This window comes from Planosporangium thailandense (genome assembly GCF_011947195.1).
GTDB classification, from domain to species: Bacteria; Actinomycetota; Actinomycetes; order Mycobacteriales; family Micromonosporaceae; genus Planosporangium; species Planosporangium thailandense.
Genome location: NZ_JAATVY010000029.1, coordinates 14,597 through 32,033, shown reverse-complemented (window position 1 = coordinate 32,033; position 17,437 = coordinate 14,597). Strand labels below are relative to the sequence as shown.

The window sequence follows — 17,437 nt, the reverse complement described above, 5'->3', positions numbered from 1 at the left end:
GGTCGCTCAGGTGAGGCTAGAAGGAGAACTGCTCCTCGTCGGGGACGGTCGCCCGCTCCACCTGCACGCCCAGTGCCCGCAGGTCGGCGACGAAGTCCGGATAACCGCGGTCGATGTGGAAAACGTCACCTACCTCGGTGACGCCGTCGGCGCACAGGCCGGCGATGACCAGCCCCGCGCCGGCGCGGATGTCGGTCGCCCGTACAGGTGCGCCGGACAGGCGTTCCCGGCCGCGCACGACGGCGTGGTGGCCGTCGGTACGGATGTCGGCACCCAGGCGCACCATCTCGTTGATGAACGAGAACCGGCCGTCGAAGATGTTCTCGGTCACCAGCGACGCCCCCTCGCTGACCGAGGCCAGACCGATCGCCATGGGCAGCAGGTCGGTGGCGAAACCAGGGAACGGCAGGGTGACGATGTCGACCGCCTTGGGGCGCTGCTCCATCCGTACCCGGAACTGCCCCTCACCCGCGTCCACCTGGGCGCCGGCGTTCGTGAGCTTGTCGAGCGCGATCTCGAGGTGGCTTGGTTCGGCGCCGATGACGGTCACGTCGCCCCGGGTCATCGCCGCCCCGAAGGCCCAGGTGCCGGCGACGATCCGGTCGCCGATGGTGCGGTGCGTGACCGGCTCGAGCTGGTCGACGCCCTCGACGACGAGCTGCGACGTACCCGCGCCCTCGATCTTCGCGCCCATCGCGGTGAGCATCGCGCAGATGTCGACGATCTCCGGTTCCCGGGCGGCGTTGTCGATCTCGGTCGTACCCTTCGCCAGCACCGCCGCCATCAGCAGGTTCTCGGTAGCGCCGACGCTCGGGAAGTCGAGCCAGATGGTGGCGCCGTGCAAGCGGGGCGCCGAGGCGATGACGAAGCCGTGCTCGCTGGTGACCTCGGCGCCCATCCGGCGCAGCCCGTCGATGTGCATGTCCAGGCCGCGGGAGCCGATCGCGTCACCACCCGGGTAGGCCACCCGTACGTACCCGCAGCGCGCCACGAGCGGCCCGAGTACACAGATCGATGCGCGCAGCCGGCGCACGAGGTCGTAGTCGGCCTCGCTGCCCGGCGTGTCAGGGGTGTCGATGACGGCCTGGTTTCCCTCGAGCGTCACCTCGCAGCCCAACCGGCGTAAGACCTCCCCCATGATCGCAATGTCGGTGATACGGGGAACGTTCGTCACCACGGTCCGGCCGGGCGCGAGCAACGCCGCCGCCATCAGCTTCAACGCGGAGTTCTTGGCGCCCACCACAGGTACTTCGCCAGCGAGCCGGGCGCCACCGACAACACGGATCAGGTCCACGCCGGCCATCGTATTGTGGTGTCCGTACCCTTGCAGACATGGCCGTCCACCTGACCCGTATCTACACGAAGACCGGCGACGACGGATCGACCGGTCTCGGCGACTTCAGCCGGGTACCGAAGACACACTCGCGGATCGCCGCGTACGCCGACACCGAAGAGTGCAACGCGGCGCTCGGCGTGGCTCTCGCGCTTGGCCAACTCCCCGACGACCTGCGGCGCGTCCTCACGATCGTGCAGAACGACCTGTTCGACGTCGGCGCCGACCTGTGCAACCCGATCGTGCCCGAGCCACAGTACGAGCCACTCCGGGTGACCGAGGAGTACATCACCCGGCTTGAGGGCTGGTGTGACGAGTACAACGCCGGTCTGTCCAAGCTGGACTCGTTCATCCTCCCCGGCGGTACGCCCGGCGCGGCGCTGCTGCACGTCGCCCGCGTCGTGTGCCGGCGGGCCGAGCGTGCGGCCTGGTCGGCGATCTCCGACGACCCGGAGCGTACGAACGTGCTCACGGCCAAGTACCTCAATCGCCTGTCGGATCTGCTGTTCATCCTGTGCCGGGTGGCCAACCCCGACGGCGACGTGAAGTGGATCCCCGGCGGCGAACGGCTCTCCCCATGATCACGGAAACCTTTCCGTGCCCCGACGCGGAGACGTTTCCGCGATCATGAGTGGGATCCACCATGTCGAGCTGTGGGTGCCCGATCTCGGCCGGGCCGAGACGACCTGGGGCTGGCTGCTCGCCGCGCTCGGCTGGCAGCCCTATCAGCGGTGGGACCATGGGCGGTCCTGGCGCCTCGACGGCACTTACCTCGTGGTCGAACAGTCGCCGGGGCTCACGTCACCCGACCACGACCGGTGCCGACCCGGCCTCAACCACCTGGCACTGCATGCCGGCCCGCCCGCGAACGTCGACTCCCTGGCCGCCGAGGCGCCCGCACACGGCTGGTCGCCGCTGTTCGCCGACCGCTACCCGTACGCGGGCGGCCCGGACCATTACGCCGCGTTCCTGGTCGACCGGGACGGCTTCGAGGTGGAGCTTGTGGCCGGCTGAGCGACCCTGCCGACGATCCCCGGCACGCGCCGGCGTGCTCGTCGCCCTGGTCGCCGCCGGTAGCCTGACGGCCTGCTCCCCCGCGCCCTCGCCCACCCCGCGGCTCACGCCGACCTGGCACCCGGTGTCGCTGCCCGTACCGCCGGGCCGGCGGGCCGTGATCGGCGACTTCACGGTCTGCGCGGGCGGGTGGTTCGCGGTCGGTGGCGTCGTGAGCGGCGACGGTACGAGCGCCCCGGCCGCGTGGACCAGTCACGACGGTGGCGACTGGACTCCTTTGCCGGTACGGCCGGCGTCGTACTACGGCGAGCGGGCGGTGTTCTCGTCCGTCGCGTGCCGGGACCGGGGCTCGACCGTCGACGTCGTCGCCGTCGGAGCGGCCAACGGCGGCGCGCACGGCAACCCGCGTACCGCGACGTGGCGGGGCGACGGCAGCGGCATAGCCGAGACGCCGGCGCCGTTCGAGCTGTACGGGGGCCCGGACGCGGTGACCGTCGGCCGGGTGGCGGCGGGCCCGCGGGGGTTCCTCGTCGTCGGCGGCCGGGTGTCACCGGGGACCTCACTGGCCGGCGCGGCCACCTGGTACTCCCGGGACGGCGACACGTTCACGCTCGTCGACTCCGACCCGGTGCTGGGATCGGCTGTGTCGGCGGCGACGAGCGCGGCCGACGCGACCGCCGTACCCGACGGTTGGCTGGTGGTCGGAAGCGTGACCCCCGCCGGGGCGCCCGCGGCGAACCGCGACCCGGGCGCCTGGTACTCGGCCGACGGCGTGTCCTGGCGACGGGAGGCGGTCCCCCGGAACACCGCCGGCGGTACGGCGGCCGACGACGAGACGCTCACGCGCGTCACGCCGTGGCACGGCGGCGCGCTCGCCCTCGGCGTTCACGGCAACCGGTTCGGCGCCTGGCTACGTGCCACGACCGGGGGCGGCTCGTGGCGCTCCGGTGGCCGGTTCGGCGCGTTCACCGGTACCGGCGTACCGGCGATCACCGGCCTCGCCGCCGGTCGCGGGTCGGTCTTCGCCGGGGGCTGCGACGGTGCGACGTACCGGCTGTGGGCCAGTCAGGACGGGATGTCCTGGCGGGAGGTGCGCCTGCCCGCCGCGATGGACCAGGGCGGGTCACGCGTGCTGCTTGTCGCCGCCGGCGGCGGGCGGCTGGCCGTGGCGGCCGGGGGCGACGCGGGCGTACGGATCTGGCTGACGGCCGAGCCCGCCGCACGCTGACGCGGCCGAGCCCGCCGGTTGACCCGAAAAGCTAACGGGCCGCAATACGCGTCGAGACCGTCCCCGGTGGGACGGCCTCGATCCAGGACAGGAATCCGGCGAGCGTCGACTGCGCCATCGCGATCTCGACGGACGTCTCCTTGCTGCGGCAGGAGACGATCACCCAGTCAGGCGCGAGCACGAGACGCTCCGGCCCGTCCGGGGTGCGCCGCCCTTCGACCACGAGCGTCCGCCGCGACAGGGTGCGCCGGGGGCGGGGCGAGAAGCTGAACATCCGGTACCACCGCAGTTCGTCGCCCGCGAACCGGCCGATGCCGGGCGACCAGCCCCGGCCGGGGACAACGGTGGACAGTCGCCAGCTCATCTCGATGGTGCCGACGCTGCGGGCGATGAATCCACGCCGCAGGAAGAGCAGCGCCAACGCGAACAGCAGGACGAACACACCGATGCCGATCCCTTCCAAGATCTCCATCGGTGCCGTCCGGGTCAGTGCGCCGTGGCTGGTGCCGTGGTGGCTGGCGCACAGTCCTCAGCGAGGACCGTGACGCCGTTTTCCGTCACGGACAGGAAGCCGCCGGACACGTCATAGCGTTGCTCACCACCGCCTGGGAGCTTGATGCGCACCTGGCTCGGCTCGGCCAGCTGGCCCAACTGCGGAGCGTGACCGGGCAGTACGCCCAGCTCACCCTCGGTCGTCCGAGCGATCAGCATGTCAGCCTCGCCGGACCACACCATCTCCTCGACGGACACGACCTCGACGTGCACCTGCCTCGCCACGCGGTTCTCCTCAAACGCCAGGACGGGATCGCCCGAGTGTAGTCAATAGCCCGGACGACCAGGTCAGTGGGGCCAACTCTGCGTGAGCGGGCCCATGAACGAACGGGCCGGCCCGCGCAGGGGCCGGCCCGTTCGTCACAGCGGAACTACTTCATCAGGTCGTGCGCCTTGCGCTCGAGGTCCTCGAGCCCACCGCACATGAAGAAGGCCTGCTCGGGGAAGTTGTCGTACTCGCCGTCGCTGATCTTCTTGAAGGCCTCGATCGTCTCCTTCAGCGGGACGGTCGAGCCGGGCGTACCCGTGAACTGCTCGGCGGCGTACGTGTTCTGCGAGAGGAAGCGCTCGATGCGGCGGGCGCGGCCCACCACGATCTTGTCCTCCTCGGACAGCTCGTCCATACCGAGAATGGCGATGATGTCCTGCAGGTCCTTGTAGCGCTGGAGGATCTGCTGGACGCCACGGGCCACGCTGTAGTGCTCCTGGCCGACGTACTCCGGCGCGAGGATCCGCGAGGTCGAGGCCAGCGGGTCCACGGCCGGGTAGATGCCCTTGTCCGAGATCGACCGCTCGAGGTTGGTCGTCGCGTCCAGGTGGGCGAACGTGGTGGCCGGCGCCGGGTCGGTGTAGTCGTCGGCGGGCACGTAGATCGCCTGCATCGACGTGATGGCCTTGCCCCGGACGGAGGTGATCCGCTCCTGCAACTGGCCCATCTCGTCGGCCAGGGTCGGCTGGTAACCCACCGCGGACGGCATCCGGCCGAGCAGGGTGGACACCTCGGAACCGGCCTGGGTGAACCGGAAGATGTTGTCGATGAACAGCAGCACTTCCTGGTTCTTGACGTCCCGGAAGTACTCGGCCATCGTCAGCGCGGCCAGCGCCACCCGCAGTCGGGTGCCCGGCGGCTCGTCCATCTGGCCGAAGACCAGGGCGGTCCGCTCGAGGACGTTGGACTCCTCCATCTCCAGGATCAGGTCGTTACCTTCGCGGGTGCGCTCACCCACGCCGGCGAAGACCGAGGTACCACCGAAGTTACGGGCGACACGGATGATCATCTCCTGGATGAGCACCGTCTTGCCCACGCCGGCGCCACCGAACAGCCCGATCTTGCCGCCCTTGACGTACGGGGCGAGCAGGTCGATGACCTTGATGCCGGTCTCCAGCATCTCGGTCTTCGGCTCGAGGTCGGCGAAGAGCGGCGGGTCCCGGTGGATCGGCCAGCGCTCGGTGATCTCGAGCTTGCTCTCGTCGGCGTTGAGCACCTGACCGAGGGCGTTGAACACGTGGCCCTGGGTCACGTCGCCCACCGGCACGCTGATCGGCGCGCCGGTGTCGGTGACCTCGGTGCCCCGGATCAGGCCGTCGGTCGGCTGCATCGAGATCGCCCGGACCATGTTCTCGCCGAGGTGCTGTGCCACCTCGAGGGTCAGGGTCCGGCGCCCCTCGGCCAGCTCGACGTCCACGTGCAGCGCGTTGAACATGTCGGGCATCGCGTCGCGCGGGAACTCGGCGTCAACGACCGGGCCGATGACTCGGACGACGCGGCCCACGCCGGTCTTGGTGCCTGCGGCATCCTTCTCAATAACAGTCATCACACTTCATCTCCAGCCGCAGCGAGCGCGTTCGCGCCGCCGACGATTTCGCTGATCTCCTGGGTGATCGCCGCCTGGCGCGCCGAGTTCATCTGGCGGGTCAGGGTCCGGATCATCTCTTGCGCGTTGTCCGTGGCGCTCTTCATGGCGCGCCGGCGGGACGCCGACTCGCTCGCCGCAGAGTCCAGCAACGCCGCGTAGATGCGGGTGTTGATGTACTTGGGCAGCAGCGCGTCGAGCAGCTCCTCCGCTGACGGCTCGAACTCGTACGCCGGCAGCAGACCGGCCTCGCGCTCCTCGACCTGCATCGGTGCGAGGATCCGCGCCGTCGGCGTCTGGGTCATCAGGGACACGAACTGCGTGGAGACCACGTGCAGCTCGTCCACGCCCAGAGCACCGTCGCCATCGGCACCGGTCACGAACGCCTCGATCAGCGACTGGCCGATCTCCCGGGCGTCGTCGAAGGTCGGCCGCTCCGAGAAGCCGGTCCAGCTACCGGTGATCTCCCGGTTGCGGAACCGGTAGTACGACACGCCCTTGCGGCCGACGACGTACAGCGCGACCTGCTTGCCCTCCGCCTTCAGCCGGGCGATCAGCTCCTCCGCCGTGCGGATCGCGTTGGCGTTGTAGGCGCCGGCGAGGCCGCGGTCGCTGGTGACCAGCAGAACGCCGGCCCGACGCACCTGCGGCCGTGGCACGAGCAGCGGGTGGTCGATGGAGGCGTTGCTCGCCAGCGCCGTCAGGACACCCGTGATCGCCTCGGCGTAGGGGCGGGCCGCTTCGACCCGCTCCTGCGCCTTGGCGATCCGGCTGGTGGCGACCAGCTCCTGCGCCTTGGTGATCTTCGCGGTCGACCGGGTCGACCTGACCCGCCGACGCAGCGCCTGAATCTGACCGGCCATCGCTACGCCTGAGCCCTCGGCCGCACCTGGCGGGTGACGGTCTCCTGGCTCTCGACGCCGTCAGCCATGGCCTCGGCCGGCGCCTCGTTGACCCGGAAGGTCGCGTCGGTGGCCAGGAACTCCTGCTTGAACCGGTTGACCTCCTCGGTCAGCGCGTTGACCGTGTCGTCGTCGAGGTCGTTGGTCTCGGCGATGTTGGTCAGCAGCTCCGAGCGGTGCCGGCGGAGGTGCTCCAGGAAGCCCTGCTCGAAGCGGCGGACATCGGCGACCGGGATGTCGTCGAACTGGCCGGTGGTGCCGGCCCAGATCGAGACGATCTCCTCGACGACCGAGTACGGCGAGTACTGCGGCTGCTTGAGCAGCTCGACGAGGCGGGCACCGCGCTCCAGCTGGGCCCGCGACGCCTTGTCCAGGTCGGACGCGAACGCGGCGAACGCCTCCAGCTCGCGGTACTGGGCAAGGTCGAGCCGCAGCCGGCCGGAGACCTTACGCATGCCCTTCACCTGGGCCGAGCCACCCACCCGCGACACCGACGTACCGACGTTGATCGCCGGTCGCACGCCCTGGTTGAACAGGTCGGACTCCAGGAAGATCTGGCCGTCGGTGATCGAGATGACGTTGGTCGGGATGTAGGCCGAGATGTCGTTGGCCTTCGTCTCGATGATCGGCAGACCGGTCATCGAGCCACCGCCCAGCTCGTTGGAGAGCTTGGCGCAGCGCTCCAGCAGCCGGGAGTGCAGGTAGAAGACGTCACCCGGGTAGGCCTCGCGGCCCGGCGGGCGGCGCAGCAGCAGCGACACGGCGCGGTAGGCCTCGGCCTGCTTCGACAGGTCGTCGAAGACGATGAGGACGTGCTTGCCGTTGTACATCCAGTGCTGGCCGATGGCCGAACCGGCGTAGGGGGCGATGTACTTGAAGCCGGCCGGGTCGCTGGCCGGGGAGGCCACGATCGTGGTGTACTCCAGCGCGCCCTGCTCCTCCAGCGTCGCCCGGATCGAGGCGATGGTGGAGGCCTTCTGGCCGATGGCGACGTAGACGCAGCGGACCTGCTTCTTCGGGTCGCCGGTCTTCCAGTTCGCCCGCTGGTTGAGGATCGTGTCGATCGCGACCGTGGTCTTACCGGTCTTGCGGTCGCCGATGATCAGCTGGCGCTGGCCGCGGCCGATCGGCGTCATGGCGTCGATCGCCTTGATACCGGTCTGCAGCGGCTCCTTCACGGGCTGGCGCGCCATGACGTTGGGCGCCTGCAGCTCGAGCTCGCGGACACCCTCGGCCTCGATGTCGCCCAGGCCGTCGATCGGCTGGCCCAGCGGGTTGACCACGCGACCGAGGAACGCGTCGCCGATCGGTACCGACAGCACCCGGCCGGTGCGCTTGACCTGCTGGCCTTCCTCGATACCGGTGTAGTCGCCCAGGACCACGACGCCCATCTCGCGGACGTCGAGGTTCAGCGCGACGCCCAGGGTACCGTCGGCGAACTCCAACAACTCGTTAGCCATCGTCGAGGGCAGGCCCTCGACGTGCGCGATGCCGTCGCCCGCGTCGGCAACAATGCCGACCTCCTCACGGGAAAGTTCCGGCGTGTACGACGTGACGTAGCGCTCGAGGGCGCTACGGATCTCGTCGGAGGAGATGGTCAGCTCGGCCATCCTCTGCTTCCTCTAGTCTCAGCTCGGGCTACCCGAGGTAAATAAGAATCGTTCTCGTGGTTACCTGGCGAGCCCGGCTCGGGCGTCCGCCAGCCGCCGCTGCACTGTCCCGTCGTAGAGGTCGGAACCGATCCGAACCCGCATCCCGCCGATGACCTCAGGCTTGACCTCGACTTTCAGGGATACCTGACGACCGTACATCTGGGATAGCTTGTCGGCCAATGTCCGTTCCTCGGCCTCCGTGGGCGCCACCGCCGTGACGACGTAGGCCACAGACGCGTCCCGCCGCGCCGCCGCCAGCTCGACGAGCCGGGTGAGCGAGCTGAGCAGGGAACGCCCGCCGAAGCCGGTCAGCGCCAGCTCGGCCAGACGTACCGTGGTCGGCTTCGCCTTGCCCTCGAGTAGCGAGCGCACCAGCTCGGTGCGCCGCTCGACGGGGACGATCGGGTCACCGAGCGCCAGGGCCAGCTGTTCGTTGCCCTCGACGATCTGCCCGAACCGGAACAGCTCGTCCTCGACGTCGGCCAGCTCGCCGTCGCGCTCCGACGCGGCGAGCAGCAGGTCGACACCGAGCCGCTCGGTCGCGTTGAGCAGCTCGCTCGGCACCGCCCAGCGGCCGCTGACCAGGTCGGTCAGCAGCGCCAGGGTCTCGTTGCCGACCTTGCCGGCCAGCAGGTTCCGCAGCAGGTCGGTCCGCGCGAGGGTCGGCCGGCCGATGTCCGCGAGCGCCCGGCGCAGCCGGGGCTCCCGGGCCAGCAGCCGGGCCACCATCAGGACCTCGTCGGCGATCTCCCGCAGACGCTCGGAGTCAACGGCGGCAGCCAGCTGGTCCAGCCGTTCCTTGACCCGGGCGTACGCCTCGCGTACGGCGGCGGGTTCCATCAGCGTCGCCCTCCCGCCTGCGCGGGGGTGGGACCCTCGCCCAGGTCGGCCAGGAAGCGCTCGACGGTGCCGTGCCGCCGGGCCTCGTCGGCCAGCGACTCACCGACGATGCGACCCGCCAGGTCGACCGCCAGGGTGCCGAGCTCGGCGCGCAGCTCCCGGACGATCGTCGACCGCTCGGCCGCGAGCGACTCCCGACCGGCCGCGATGATCCGCTCGGACTCCTCGCGCGCCTGCGCCAGGATCTCGTCACGGATACCCGCGGCGTCCGCGCGCGCCTCGTCACGGATGCGGGCGGCGTCGCTGCGGGCCTCGGCGAGCTGCTGGCGGTACTGCTCCAGCAGCGCGTTCGCCTCGGCCTGCGCCTCCTCGGCGCGCTTGATGCCGCCCTCGATCGCGTCGACGCGCGCCCGGAACGTCTCCTCCATCCGGGGGAAGACGTACTTCATCAGGATGAAGCAGAGCAGGGCGAAGCCGATGGCCCCGATAACGAGTTCCTGCCAGATCGGCCAGACCGGGTTGGGAGTCTCGTCAGCGGCTAGGTAAAGAAGATGCATGGGGCCCTCCCCTTATCTGAGGTAGATCAGCCCTTGGCCCACACGAAGCCGAGCGCGACACCGATCAGAGCCAGCGCCTCGGAGAGGGCGAAGCCCATGAACAGCCAGGTGCGGTTGAAGCCGGCCGACTCGGGCTGGCGGGCGGACGCCTGGATGTAGGCGGCGAAGACGATGCCGACGCCGATACCGGGGCCGACAGCGGCGAGACCGTAGCCGATGGCGGCGAGGCTACCGGTGATTGCGAGTTCCGTCATTTCCGGGATTTCCTCCTGGGACTGGCGCGTGCTTGTCACGCGTCGTTGGGTTGGCAGCGATTGCCAGGTGGTGCGGAAGTCGGGGGGTCGGGTCGAAAGTCTCTATCAGTGCTCTTCCGCCAGCGCGCCCTGCAGGTAGGCGGCGGTGAGGATGACGAAGACGTATGCCTGCAGCACCGCGATGACCGTCTCGAACAGCGTCAGCACGATAGCCAGCGCCCACGCCACGATCGAGACCGGCTTGATGAAGACCGCGTTCGCACCGAGCAGCGCGAAGCCGGCGAGCGTGAAGACCAACAGGATCAGGTGGCCGGCGAACATGTTGGCGAACAGCCGGATCGCGAGCGTGATCGGCCGCAGGATCAGGTTGGAGAAGAACTCCATCGGAACCAGCAGCGGCGCGATCCACAGCGGCGTTCCCGGCGGGAAACAGTTCAGCTTGATGTACTTGGCGAACCCGTGCTTGCGGATGCCGACGTAGTTGTACATCACCCAGGAGAGAAGGGCGAGGAACGTCGGGAACGCGATGTGCGAGTTCGGCGAGATCTGGGCCACCGGGATGATGCCCCACAGGTTCGTGACCAGGATGAACAGGAACAGCGACGTCAGGTACGGCGCGAACCGGATGCCCTCGTGGCCGATGGTCTCCTTGGCGACGCCGTCCCGGATCATGCCGTACATCGACTCGGCGACCCACTGGCTCTTCGTGGGCACCAGCTTGGGGCTGCGGTACGCGAGCAGGAAGAACAGGATCACCAGCGCGACGCCGATCCAGAGCAGCACGGTGATCTTGGAGATCCACGGCTGCCCACCCAAGCCAGGCAGGAAGAAGTCCTCGACACTCGGTGGGAAAGGCGTCTTGCCTTCCGCGAGCATCGCCGGTAGCTGCTCCACTGCACCACCCTTCGTACGCCGGCGCTACGCGCCCAGCCTCTTGACAATCAGGTAGACCGCCAGCGCGGTGCCGACGACCAAGCCCAGCATCAGTCCGATGTGCGGCAGCCCGAGCCAGCGGTCGAGGAGCCATCCGAGGAAGCCCCAGAGACCGATCCCGGACATGAGGTAGCCGAGCGCCGCGTATCCAGCGTTGGCGCCCTCGGCACCCTGCCGTCGTGGGGACTGGTCATCGGACATGACGCGGGAAACATATCAGCCGGGAATCCGCGCCTGTGACTCGGCCCCCGCGTGTCTGCGCGCGGGGGTGCGTCAGCCATCTCAGGGGACTCAAACCGGCGTGCGCTCACATTACTCCGCGTGGCGCTGCTGTCCAGTGCCTCCGCCCCCGAGCTTCCCGCGACCCCCGCGCCCCGAACCCCGCAACGGACACCGTTTCCGCAGTTCACCGCACCTACGGGGCGGATGGCCCGCGCCAGGGCCACGTTGTCGAGGTCTCAGCGGGCGGCAGGCCTCGACGTCGCGGACCTGGTCGGGATCTCTCGCCGCGCAACCCCTGCCACAGACCCCGTCAAGACGGGTCGATCTGCACGTACGGGATGCGGGCCCGCGCGGCCCACCAGATGTGGCCGGCGTTCCACCCCAGCACCGCGGCGATGATCGCGAACGCCATCGGATGCAGCCCGGGCCAGGTGCTGTCGCCGAAGGCCACCAGCGGAATCGCCAGGAGGGTGAACTTGATGGCGTAGGTGGCCAGGCCGACCGGCATGGTCAACTGAGGGCTGATCGAGTCGGCCCAGGCCACGACCACGCCCGACAAGAGGTAACTGACAGCGACGCCGACGACACCGATGGCCGCGCCGAGCGCACCCGGCGCGCCCTTGACCACGCCGCCGATCACGGTGGCAGCCACGAGCACCACCCCGCAGCCGAGCAGCCCGGCGGGCACATGGTTGAGCCGCCGGCGGATACGGCCCGGACGGCGGACGGTTTCGGTGCTGGTCACCCGCTGAAGTCTACGGTGGCCCCGCCGGGCCGCCCCGGCGCTGCCCGCGCGACGCTGGAGGTATGCGCTGTCTGGTCACCGGTGCCACCGGATACGTCGGCGGACGGCTGGTTCCCCGCCTGCTGGGCGCCGGTCACGACGTACGCTGCCTGACCCGCGACGCCCGCCGGCTTCGCGACGTCCCGTGGGCCGGGCAGGTCGAGATCGTCACCGGTGACGTGAGCGACCCGGCCACCCTTCCCCCGGCGTTCGCCGGCGTCGACGTCGTGTACTACCTCGTCCACTCCCTCGGCCGGGGCGACTTCGAGGACGTCGACCGCGCCAACGCCGCGAACGCGGCCGCGGCGGCCCGCGCCGCCGGGGTGGGCCGGATCGTGTACCTGGGCGGGCCTGTTCCCACGGGCCGAGGCGGCTCCGCGCTGCGCCGCCGCGGCGCCGGCTCGGCGCATCTGCGCTCCCGCACGGAGGTGGCCGACATCCTGCTCGCCAGCGGTGTTCCCACCGTCGTGCTGCGGGCGGCAGTGATCATCGGGTCGGGGTCGGCCTCCTTCGAGATGCTGCGCTACCTGACCGAACGGCTGCCGGTCATGGTCACCCCGAGCTGGGTGCGCAACCGGATCCAGCCGATCGCGATCCGCGACGTGCTCCGCTACCTCGTCGAGGCCGCCGACGCGTTCCCACCCGAGGTCAACCGCGCCTTCGACATCGGAGGGCCGGACGTCCTCACGTACACGGCCCTGATGCGGCGCTACGCCGCCGTCGCCGGGCTACGACGGCGGCTCATCGTCCCGGTACGGCCGCTCACGCCGAAGCTGTCCGCGCTGTGGGTCGGCCTCGTGACGCCCGTACCGAACGCGATCGCCCGGCCCCTGGTCGCCAGCCTGATCCACGAGGCGGTAGCGGCCGAGCACGACATCGCGCGGTACATTCCGGACCCGCCACCGGGGCTGACCGGCTTCGACGACGCCGTCCGGCTGGCGCTACGCCGCGTCCGCGACGCCGAGGTCGAGACCCGCTGGTCGACGGCGGCCTGGGCGGACACGCCGAGCGAACCCTTGCCCACCGACCCGACGTGGTCGGGCGGCACCGCCTACACCGACACCCGCGAACGCCCGGTGCGGGCCCCCGCTGACGACCTGTGGCGGGTCATCGAGTCGATCGGCGGCGAGCACGGCTGGTACTCGTTCCCGCTCGCCTGGTCGGTGCGCGGCTGGCTGGACCGCCTGGTCGGCGGGGTCGGCCTGCGCCGCGGTCGGCGCGACCCGCAGCGGCTGCAGGTCGGCGAGGCCCTCGACTTCTGGCGGGTCGAGGAGATCCTGCCCGGCTCCCTGCTGCGGCTGCGCGCGGAGATGCGGCTGCCCGGCCGGGCCTGGCTGGAGATGCGGGTGTGCCCCGAGCGCGGCGCCCGTCGCGACAGCGACCGCGGGGACGTCGGCGAGGCCGAGCGCAGCCGGTACCGGCAGCGCGCCGTCTTTCTGCCGAAGGGCCTGGCCGGCCACGCGTACTGGGCCTGTGTCTGGCCGTTCCACGCGCTGGTCTTCGGCGGGATGGCCCGCAACATCGCCCGCGCCGCGGAGCGCACGGGCAGCCGGTCATCGCCGGCCCCGGTGTCCCGTTAGACGCCGAGCAGCGCCGCCGCCAGCGGTCGGACGGTCTCCTCGATCTCGTCGGCGACGCGACCGAAGTACGCGTGCCCCCGGCCCCACGGGTCGTCGAGGTCGTCGCCGACCAGCGGCTCCTGTCCGCCCCGTACGGCGGCGGCCGCGGACACGAGCGCCACCCCACGGGCGTACACGGAGTCGGGGGTCGGCGCGGCGGCCGGCAGCGCGGACAGGTCCACCCGGGGCAGCAGCCGGCCGAACTGGCCGAGGACGAAGGTCCGGTCGGCGGCGGCCGGGTCCAGCCCGAGAACGAACTCGTACTGCTCCCCCGTCGCGGTCAGGATCAGGTCGGACGCCTCGATGTGCTCGGCGGCGAGCTGCCGGGCCCGGAAGGTGTCCGGGTCGCCGCCACGGGCGCGCACCTGGCGGGCCGCCGACGGGTCCATCCGGTCGCCGACGTGCCACCTGCCCGTACCGGTGCTGTGGACCAGCAGCAGCTCGTCGGCCTTGTCTCCGACCAGGTCGCGGGCGGCGACCACGAGCAGCCGCTCGGCCATCGGCGAACGGCAGATGTTGCCCATGCACACGTGCAGGATCGAAAACGGCGGCATCGGCGTCAGCGCTGGATGTCCTCGATGTCAGGTACGACCTCGCGCAGCTTCTCGATCGGGATCGCGCCGGCGCGCAACACCCGGGGCCGGTCCGAGGTCAGGTCGACGATCGTGCTCGGCACCCGGTCCGGGCACTCCCCCGCCTCCAGGTAGACGCTCACCGCGTACCCGAGCTGCTCGCGCGCCTCCTCGGCGGTGATCGCGGGCGGCTGGCCGGTCTTGTTCGCGCTGGACACGGCCATCGGACCGGTCTGGCGCAGCACCTCCAGCGCGACGGGGTGCAGCGGCATCCGTACCGCCACCGTCCCGGTGCCGGCGGCGCCCAGGTCCCACTGCAGGCTGGGCGCGTGCTCGACGACGATGGTCAGCGCCCCCGGCCAGAACGCCTCCACCAGGTCGCGGGCGGCCGACGGCAGGGTGTAGACGAGGCCGTCGAGGGTGTGCTTCGAGCCGACCAGTACCGGCGAGGCGTTGTCACGTCCCTTGGCGTCGAGCAGCGAACGCACGGCCCAGGTCTTGAACGCGTCGGCGCCGATGCCGTACACCGTGTCGGTCGGCATGACGACCAGGTCACCGCGCTGGACGGCCTCGATGGCGGCGGCGATCCCCCGCTCGCGCTCCTCGGGCTTCGAGCAGTCGTAGAACATCACGACGAGTAGTCTGCCACGGCCGTCTTCGCCCGTCGGGCGGTGGCGAACCTCGGCCGCCCCGCCAGGTCGCGGTGGTCGCTGACCTCGTCGAAGCGGCCGTCGGCGCGCAGCAGCGCGGGCACGGCTGCGCCGTGGGTGTCGTCGTGCTCCACCCCGAACCAGCCGCCGGGTCGCAGCAGCCGGGCGACCCGGGGCACCAGCTCTCGGATCAGGTCCAGGCCGTCCGGACCCGAAAAAACCGCCGGGTACGGGTCGAAGCGGGCCACCTCGTCGGGTACCGGGGTGCCGGCGGGCACGTACGGCGGGTTGCACAGCACCAGGTCGACGGCGCCGTCCAGGTCGGCGAGCAGGTCGGGGTCGGTGACATCGCCCGCCACGACGCGTACCGAGGTGCTTTCGGCGTTGCGGCGCAGCCACTCCAGCGCAGCGGCGTCGCGCTCGACGGCGTACACCCGCGCGGCGGGCCGCGCCGCGGCGACCGCGAGGGCGATCGCCCCCGAGCCGCTGCACAGGTCGACGACGACCTCGCGGTCGAACACGCTCAGCCCCCACTCGACCAGCAGTTCGGTCTCGGGGCGCGGGACGAACACCCCGGGCCCCACCGCCACGTCGACGTGGTGGAACGGTGCGACGCCGGTGAGGTGCTGCAGCGGTACCCGCCGGGCGCGGTCGGCGACAAGCTCGCGCAGCCGCCCCGCCCGCGCCGGATCAAGAGCCGGCGCGAGGAGCAGCTTCGACCGGGGCACGCCGAGCACGTGGGCGGTCAGGATCTCGGCGTCGACGCGCGGCGAGGGTACGCCCGCCGCCGACAAAACGGCCACCGCTTCACGGATCGCCCGCGATGAATCGATCGGCTGCTCTGCTTCCATGTCGTCAGGGGCCGGGGACACCCCATAATCATGGGGCACCGTTGCGTACACGCGATGGGGGGTCCACGGGTGGCCGTTGGCGTCGGGAGCGCCGCTGAGCTCGAACACGTCCGCAATCTTCTGCTCGCCGGCAGATGCGCCGAGGCGGGCGGGATCCTCCAGCCGATTCTCGCGACGTCCACCGGCCCCGACCTGGCGGACGCGCTGGCCGAGCAGCTCGTCGTGCTGATCAACCTGCGGCGCGGCGACGAGTACAGCGCGACGATGGACGCCGCGTTCGAGGCCGCCCGCGCCTACCCGGAGCCGGCTCGGGTCGGGCTGCTGCACGCCTTCGCCGCCCTGGTCGGCCTGCACAGCGGCTCGCTGGAGACGTGCGTGTGGCACCTGGTGCTGTCGGCCCGCACGCTCAACGCCGTCGAACTGACCGACGCCGGGATCGTCCGCGCCTGGCACGACCTCGCCCTGGCCTACTCGTACGCGGGCTTCCACGGCCACGCTCTCGGCGCGCTCGCCCGCGCCCGCACCATCGGCGCCGGGCTCGGCATGCCGCCCGGGTTCTTCGCCGCCCCCGACATCCGGGTCCGGCACGCGGTCTCCCTGGACCAGTTCGGCGACACCGAGGGCTGCTCGCGCATCCTGCGCGACGTCGTGCAGGACCTTCGCCTGCGCCGGCTGGGCGGCGAGCTCGGGCTGCTGCGGCCGGTCAGCCTCCGGGCGTACGGGTACGCGATCGCCCGGTTGGCCGCGCTCGGCCGTCACGGGCCGATGCTCGACTCGGATCCCCGGCCGCTGCTGCAGGCCGCCGACGACTCCGGCACCGCCCACGACCTCGCGGTGCTGGGCGCCGTGTGCCTGGCCATCGCCGAGCACCGGCCGATCGAGGCCCTCGCCCGGCTGGAGACGGCGGAGGTCGCCGATGAGACGCTGGGCGCGGCGGAGGGGCACCGGCTGCGCGCGCTGGCGTACGTGGCCGCCGGCGACCTCGCCGCCGCGTACGACGCCGACCGGCAGGCGTGCCGGATCGCGGGCGCGTCCAACGAGAAGCTGCGCGACCTGTTCGTCGAGGGTATGGCCGCCAGGGTCGACCATGACGAGCTGCGCCGCCGCGCGGACTGGTACGCGGGCGCCGCGAGCACCGACCCGCTGACCGGGCTGCCCAACCGCTGGGCGCTGGAGCACTACGTGAACCAGCTCATGGCCAAGGGCGAGTCCCTCGTGCTCGGCGTGTGCGATCTGGACGGTTTCAAGGCCGTGAACACGGTGCACGGGCACCTGTCCGGCGACCTGGTGCTGCAGCGGGTGGCGGCGGTCCTGAGCCGGGTGATGCGCCGCGACGACTTTGTGGCCCGCTACGGCGGTGACGAGTTCGTGGTGGTGCTGGCGACGACGTCGCAGGAGGAGGCCAGCGAGATCGCCCGCCGGATCGTCACCGCGGTGTCCTGCGAGGACTGGGAGTCGCTCGTGCCCGGTACGCCGGTGAGCGTGACGATCGGCTGGGCCGGAATCTCCGAGGAGGGTCCGATCACCACGGTGGCCGAGGCGTTCGTGGCGGCCGACCACGAGATGCTCAAGGCGAAGGAGATGCCGCGCGCCTGCTGAGGGGGCGCACATACGATGACGG

The 17,437-nt window shown here is 71.0% G+C and carries 20 protein-coding genes; 5 read left to right on the top strand and 15 right to left on the bottom strand.

Features of this window, described 5'->3' with window-relative positions; all coding sequences use genetic code 11:
• Positions 1 to 16 precede the first annotated feature (16 nt).
• Positions 17 to 1,303: a UDP-N-acetylglucosamine 1-carboxyvinyltransferase gene (gene murA / locus HC031_RS27145; protein ID WP_167928276.1), complete on the bottom strand. Its 1,287-nt coding sequence runs from the start codon at positions 1,301 to 1,303 to the stop codon at positions 17 to 19.
• 29 nt (positions 1,304 to 1,332) lie between these two features.
• Here murA and HC031_RS27140 point away from each other — a divergent pair, with 29 nt between their 5' ends.
• The 3 genes from HC031_RS27140 to HC031_RS27130 are packed head-to-tail and all read left to right on the top strand — an operon-like array spanning position 1,333 to position 3,575.
• Positions 1,333 to 1,914, top strand: coding sequence for a cob(I)yrinic acid a,c-diamide adenosyltransferase (locus HC031_RS27140; RefSeq protein ID WP_167928275.1), 582 nt, complete (start codon positions 1,333 to 1,335; stop codon positions 1,912 to 1,914).
• Between the two features lie 46 nt (positions 1,915 to 1,960).
• Positions 1,961 to 2,347, top strand: coding sequence for a VOC family protein (locus HC031_RS27135; protein ID WP_167928274.1), 387 nt, complete (start codon positions 1,961 to 1,963; stop codon positions 2,345 to 2,347).
• Positions 2,348 to 2,381: 34 nt separating this feature from the next.
• Positions 2,382 to 3,575, top strand: coding sequence for a hypothetical protein (locus tag HC031_RS27130; protein ID WP_167928273.1), 1,194 nt, complete (start codon positions 2,382 to 2,384; stop codon positions 3,573 to 3,575).
• 31 nt (positions 3,576 to 3,606) lie between these two features.
• Here HC031_RS27130 and HC031_RS27125 read toward each other — a convergent pair whose 3' ends face one another.
• The 11 genes from HC031_RS27125 to HC031_RS27075 all read right to left on the bottom strand — a co-directional run bounded on the left by HC031_RS27125 (position 3,607) and on the right by HC031_RS27075 (position 12,085).
• The gene (locus HC031_RS27125) at positions 3,607 to 4,047 is read right to left on the bottom strand and encodes a DUF2550 domain-containing protein (protein WP_167928272.1); all 441 of its coding nucleotides are present in this window, start codon (positions 4,045 to 4,047) and stop codon (positions 3,607 to 3,609) included.
• Positions 4,048 to 4,061: 14 nt separating this feature from the next.
• A complete protein-coding gene (locus tag HC031_RS27120; RefSeq protein ID WP_167928271.1) occupies positions 4,062 to 4,352 on the bottom strand; it encodes a F0F1 ATP synthase subunit epsilon in 291 nt (96 codons plus the stop codon).
• Between the two features lie 146 nt (positions 4,353 to 4,498).
• Positions 4,499 to 5,941 (bottom strand): F0F1 ATP synthase subunit beta, encoded by a 1,443-nt coding sequence (gene atpD, locus HC031_RS27115; protein ID WP_167928270.1) that lies wholly within the window; start codon positions 5,939 to 5,941, stop codon positions 4,499 to 4,501.
• Positions 5,941 to 6,843: a F0F1 ATP synthase subunit gamma gene (locus HC031_RS27110; protein ID WP_167928269.1), complete on the bottom strand. Its 903-nt coding sequence runs from the start codon at positions 6,841 to 6,843 to the stop codon at positions 5,941 to 5,943. Before HC031_RS27110 ends, atpD begins: the two co-directional genes overlap by 1 nt.
• Before the next feature lie 2 nt (positions 6,844 to 6,845).
• Complete coding sequence (gene atpA / locus HC031_RS27105) at positions 6,846 to 8,492, bottom strand: F0F1 ATP synthase subunit alpha (protein WP_167928268.1); 1,647 nt, start codon at positions 8,490 to 8,492, stop codon at positions 6,846 to 6,848.
• Positions 8,493 to 8,552: 60 nt separating this feature from the next.
• Entirely contained in the window at positions 8,553 to 9,374 is an 822-nt protein-coding gene (locus HC031_RS27100; protein ID WP_167928267.1) for a F0F1 ATP synthase subunit delta, read from the bottom strand.
• Positions 9,374 to 9,931, bottom strand: coding sequence for a F0F1 ATP synthase subunit B (locus HC031_RS27095; protein ID WP_167928266.1), 558 nt, complete (start codon positions 9,929 to 9,931; stop codon positions 9,374 to 9,376). Before HC031_RS27095 ends, HC031_RS27100 begins: the two co-directional genes overlap by 1 nt.
• 26 nt (positions 9,932 to 9,957) lie before the next feature.
• A complete protein-coding gene (gene atpE / locus HC031_RS27090; protein WP_167928265.1) occupies positions 9,958 to 10,185 on the bottom strand; it encodes an ATP synthase F0 subunit C in 228 nt (75 codons plus the stop codon).
• A 105-nt stretch (positions 10,186 to 10,290) separates the two neighbouring features.
• On the bottom strand, positions 10,291 to 11,061 hold the full coding sequence (gene atpB / locus HC031_RS27085; protein ID WP_167928314.1) for a F0F1 ATP synthase subunit A: 771 nt from the start codon (positions 11,059 to 11,061) through the stop codon (positions 10,291 to 10,293).
• 42 nt (positions 11,062 to 11,103) lie between these two features.
• Complete coding sequence (locus tag HC031_RS27080) at positions 11,104 to 11,319, bottom strand: AtpZ/AtpI family protein (protein ID WP_167928264.1); 216 nt, start codon at positions 11,317 to 11,319, stop codon at positions 11,104 to 11,106.
• A 331-nt stretch (positions 11,320 to 11,650) separates the two neighbouring features.
• Entirely contained in the window at positions 11,651 to 12,085 is a 435-nt protein-coding gene (locus tag HC031_RS27075) for a Cg1360 family ATP-synthase-associated protein (protein WP_338090855.1), read from the bottom strand.
• Positions 12,086 to 12,147: 62 nt separating this feature from the next.
• Here HC031_RS27075 and HC031_RS27070 point away from each other — a divergent pair, with 62 nt between their 5' ends.
• Positions 12,148 to 13,704, top strand: coding sequence for an SDR family oxidoreductase (locus HC031_RS27070; protein WP_167928263.1), 1,557 nt, complete (start codon positions 12,148 to 12,150; stop codon positions 13,702 to 13,704).
• On the opposite strand, the gene HC031_RS27065 is transcribed toward HC031_RS27070, so the two are convergent.
• The 3 genes from HC031_RS27065 to prmC are packed head-to-tail and all read right to left on the bottom strand — an operon-like array spanning position 13,701 to position 15,816.
• Positions 13,701 to 14,297, bottom strand: coding sequence for an arsenate reductase/protein-tyrosine-phosphatase family protein (locus HC031_RS27065; protein WP_167928262.1), 597 nt, complete (start codon positions 14,295 to 14,297; stop codon positions 13,701 to 13,703). The genes HC031_RS27070 and HC031_RS27065 overlap by 4 nt on opposite strands.
• Before the next feature lie 5 nt (positions 14,298 to 14,302).
• The gene (locus tag HC031_RS27060) at positions 14,303 to 14,944 is read right to left on the bottom strand and encodes an L-threonylcarbamoyladenylate synthase (RefSeq protein ID WP_167928312.1); all 642 of its coding nucleotides are present in this window, start codon (positions 14,942 to 14,944) and stop codon (positions 14,303 to 14,305) included.
• On the bottom strand, positions 14,944 to 15,816 hold the full coding sequence (gene prmC, locus HC031_RS27055) for a peptide chain release factor N(5)-glutamine methyltransferase (RefSeq protein ID WP_167928261.1): 873 nt from the start codon (positions 15,814 to 15,816) through the stop codon (positions 14,944 to 14,946). Before prmC ends, HC031_RS27060 begins: the two co-directional genes overlap by 1 nt.
• A 69-nt stretch (positions 15,817 to 15,885) precedes the next feature.
• On the opposite strand from prmC, the gene HC031_RS34110 reads away from it, so the two are divergent.
• Positions 15,886 to 17,415, top strand: coding sequence for a GGDEF domain-containing protein (locus HC031_RS34110; protein WP_338090854.1), 1,530 nt, complete (start codon positions 15,886 to 15,888; stop codon positions 17,413 to 17,415).
• Positions 17,416 to 17,437 lie beyond the last annotated feature (22 nt).

Excerpts from the sequence above, each read along its gene's own strand:
- HC031_RS27080 (WP_167928264.1), bottom strand. The coding sequence starts at position 11,319 with ATGTCCGATGACCAGTCCCCACGACGGCAGGGTGCCGAGGGCGCCAAC.
- HC031_RS27095 (WP_167928266.1), bottom strand. The coding sequence starts at position 9,931 with ATGCATCTTCTTTACCTAGCCGCTGACGAGACTCCCAACCCGGTCTGG.
- HC031_RS27100 (WP_167928267.1), bottom strand. The coding sequence starts at position 9,374 with ATGGAACCCGCCGCCGTACGCGAGGCGTACGCCCGGGTCAAGGAACGG.
- HC031_RS27110 (WP_167928269.1), bottom strand. The coding sequence starts at position 6,843 with ATGGCCGGTCAGATTCAGGCGCTGCGTCGGCGGGTCAGGTCGACCCGG.
- atpB (WP_167928314.1), bottom strand. The coding sequence starts at position 11,061 with ATGCTCGCGGAAGGCAAGACGCCTTTCCCACCGAGTGTCGAGGACTTC.
- HC031_RS27065 (WP_167928262.1), bottom strand. The coding sequence starts at position 14,297 with ATGCCGCCGTTTTCGATCCTGCACGTGTGCATGGGCAACATCTGCCGT.
- atpA (WP_167928268.1), bottom strand. The coding sequence starts at position 8,492 with ATGGCCGAGCTGACCATCTCCTCCGACGAGATCCGTAGCGCCCTCGAG.
- HC031_RS27070 (WP_167928263.1), top strand. The coding sequence starts at position 12,148 with ATGCGCTGTCTGGTCACCGGTGCCACCGGATACGTCGGCGGACGGCTG.
- prmC (WP_167928261.1), bottom strand. The coding sequence starts at position 15,816 with ATGGAAGCAGAGCAGCCGATCGATTCATCGCGGGCGATCCGTGAAGCG.
- HC031_RS27125 (WP_167928272.1), bottom strand. The coding sequence starts at position 4,047 with ATGGAGATCTTGGAAGGGATCGGCATCGGTGTGTTCGTCCTGCTGTTC.
- atpD (WP_167928270.1), bottom strand. The coding sequence starts at position 5,941 with ATGACTGTTATTGAGAAGGATGCCGCAGGCACCAAGACCGGCGTGGGC.
- atpE (WP_167928265.1), bottom strand. The coding sequence starts at position 10,185 with ATGACGGAACTCGCAATCACCGGTAGCCTCGCCGCCATCGGCTACGGT.
- murA (WP_167928276.1), bottom strand. The coding sequence starts at position 1,303 with ATGGCCGGCGTGGACCTGATCCGTGTTGTCGGTGGCGCCCGGCTCGCT.
- HC031_RS27140 (WP_167928275.1), top strand. The coding sequence starts at position 1,333 with ATGGCCGTCCACCTGACCCGTATCTACACGAAGACCGGCGACGACGGA.
- HC031_RS27135 (WP_167928274.1), top strand. The coding sequence starts at position 1,961 with ATGAGTGGGATCCACCATGTCGAGCTGTGGGTGCCCGATCTCGGCCGG.
- HC031_RS27060 (WP_167928312.1), bottom strand. The coding sequence starts at position 14,944 with ATGTTCTACGACTGCTCGAAGCCCGAGGAGCGCGAGCGGGGGATCGCC.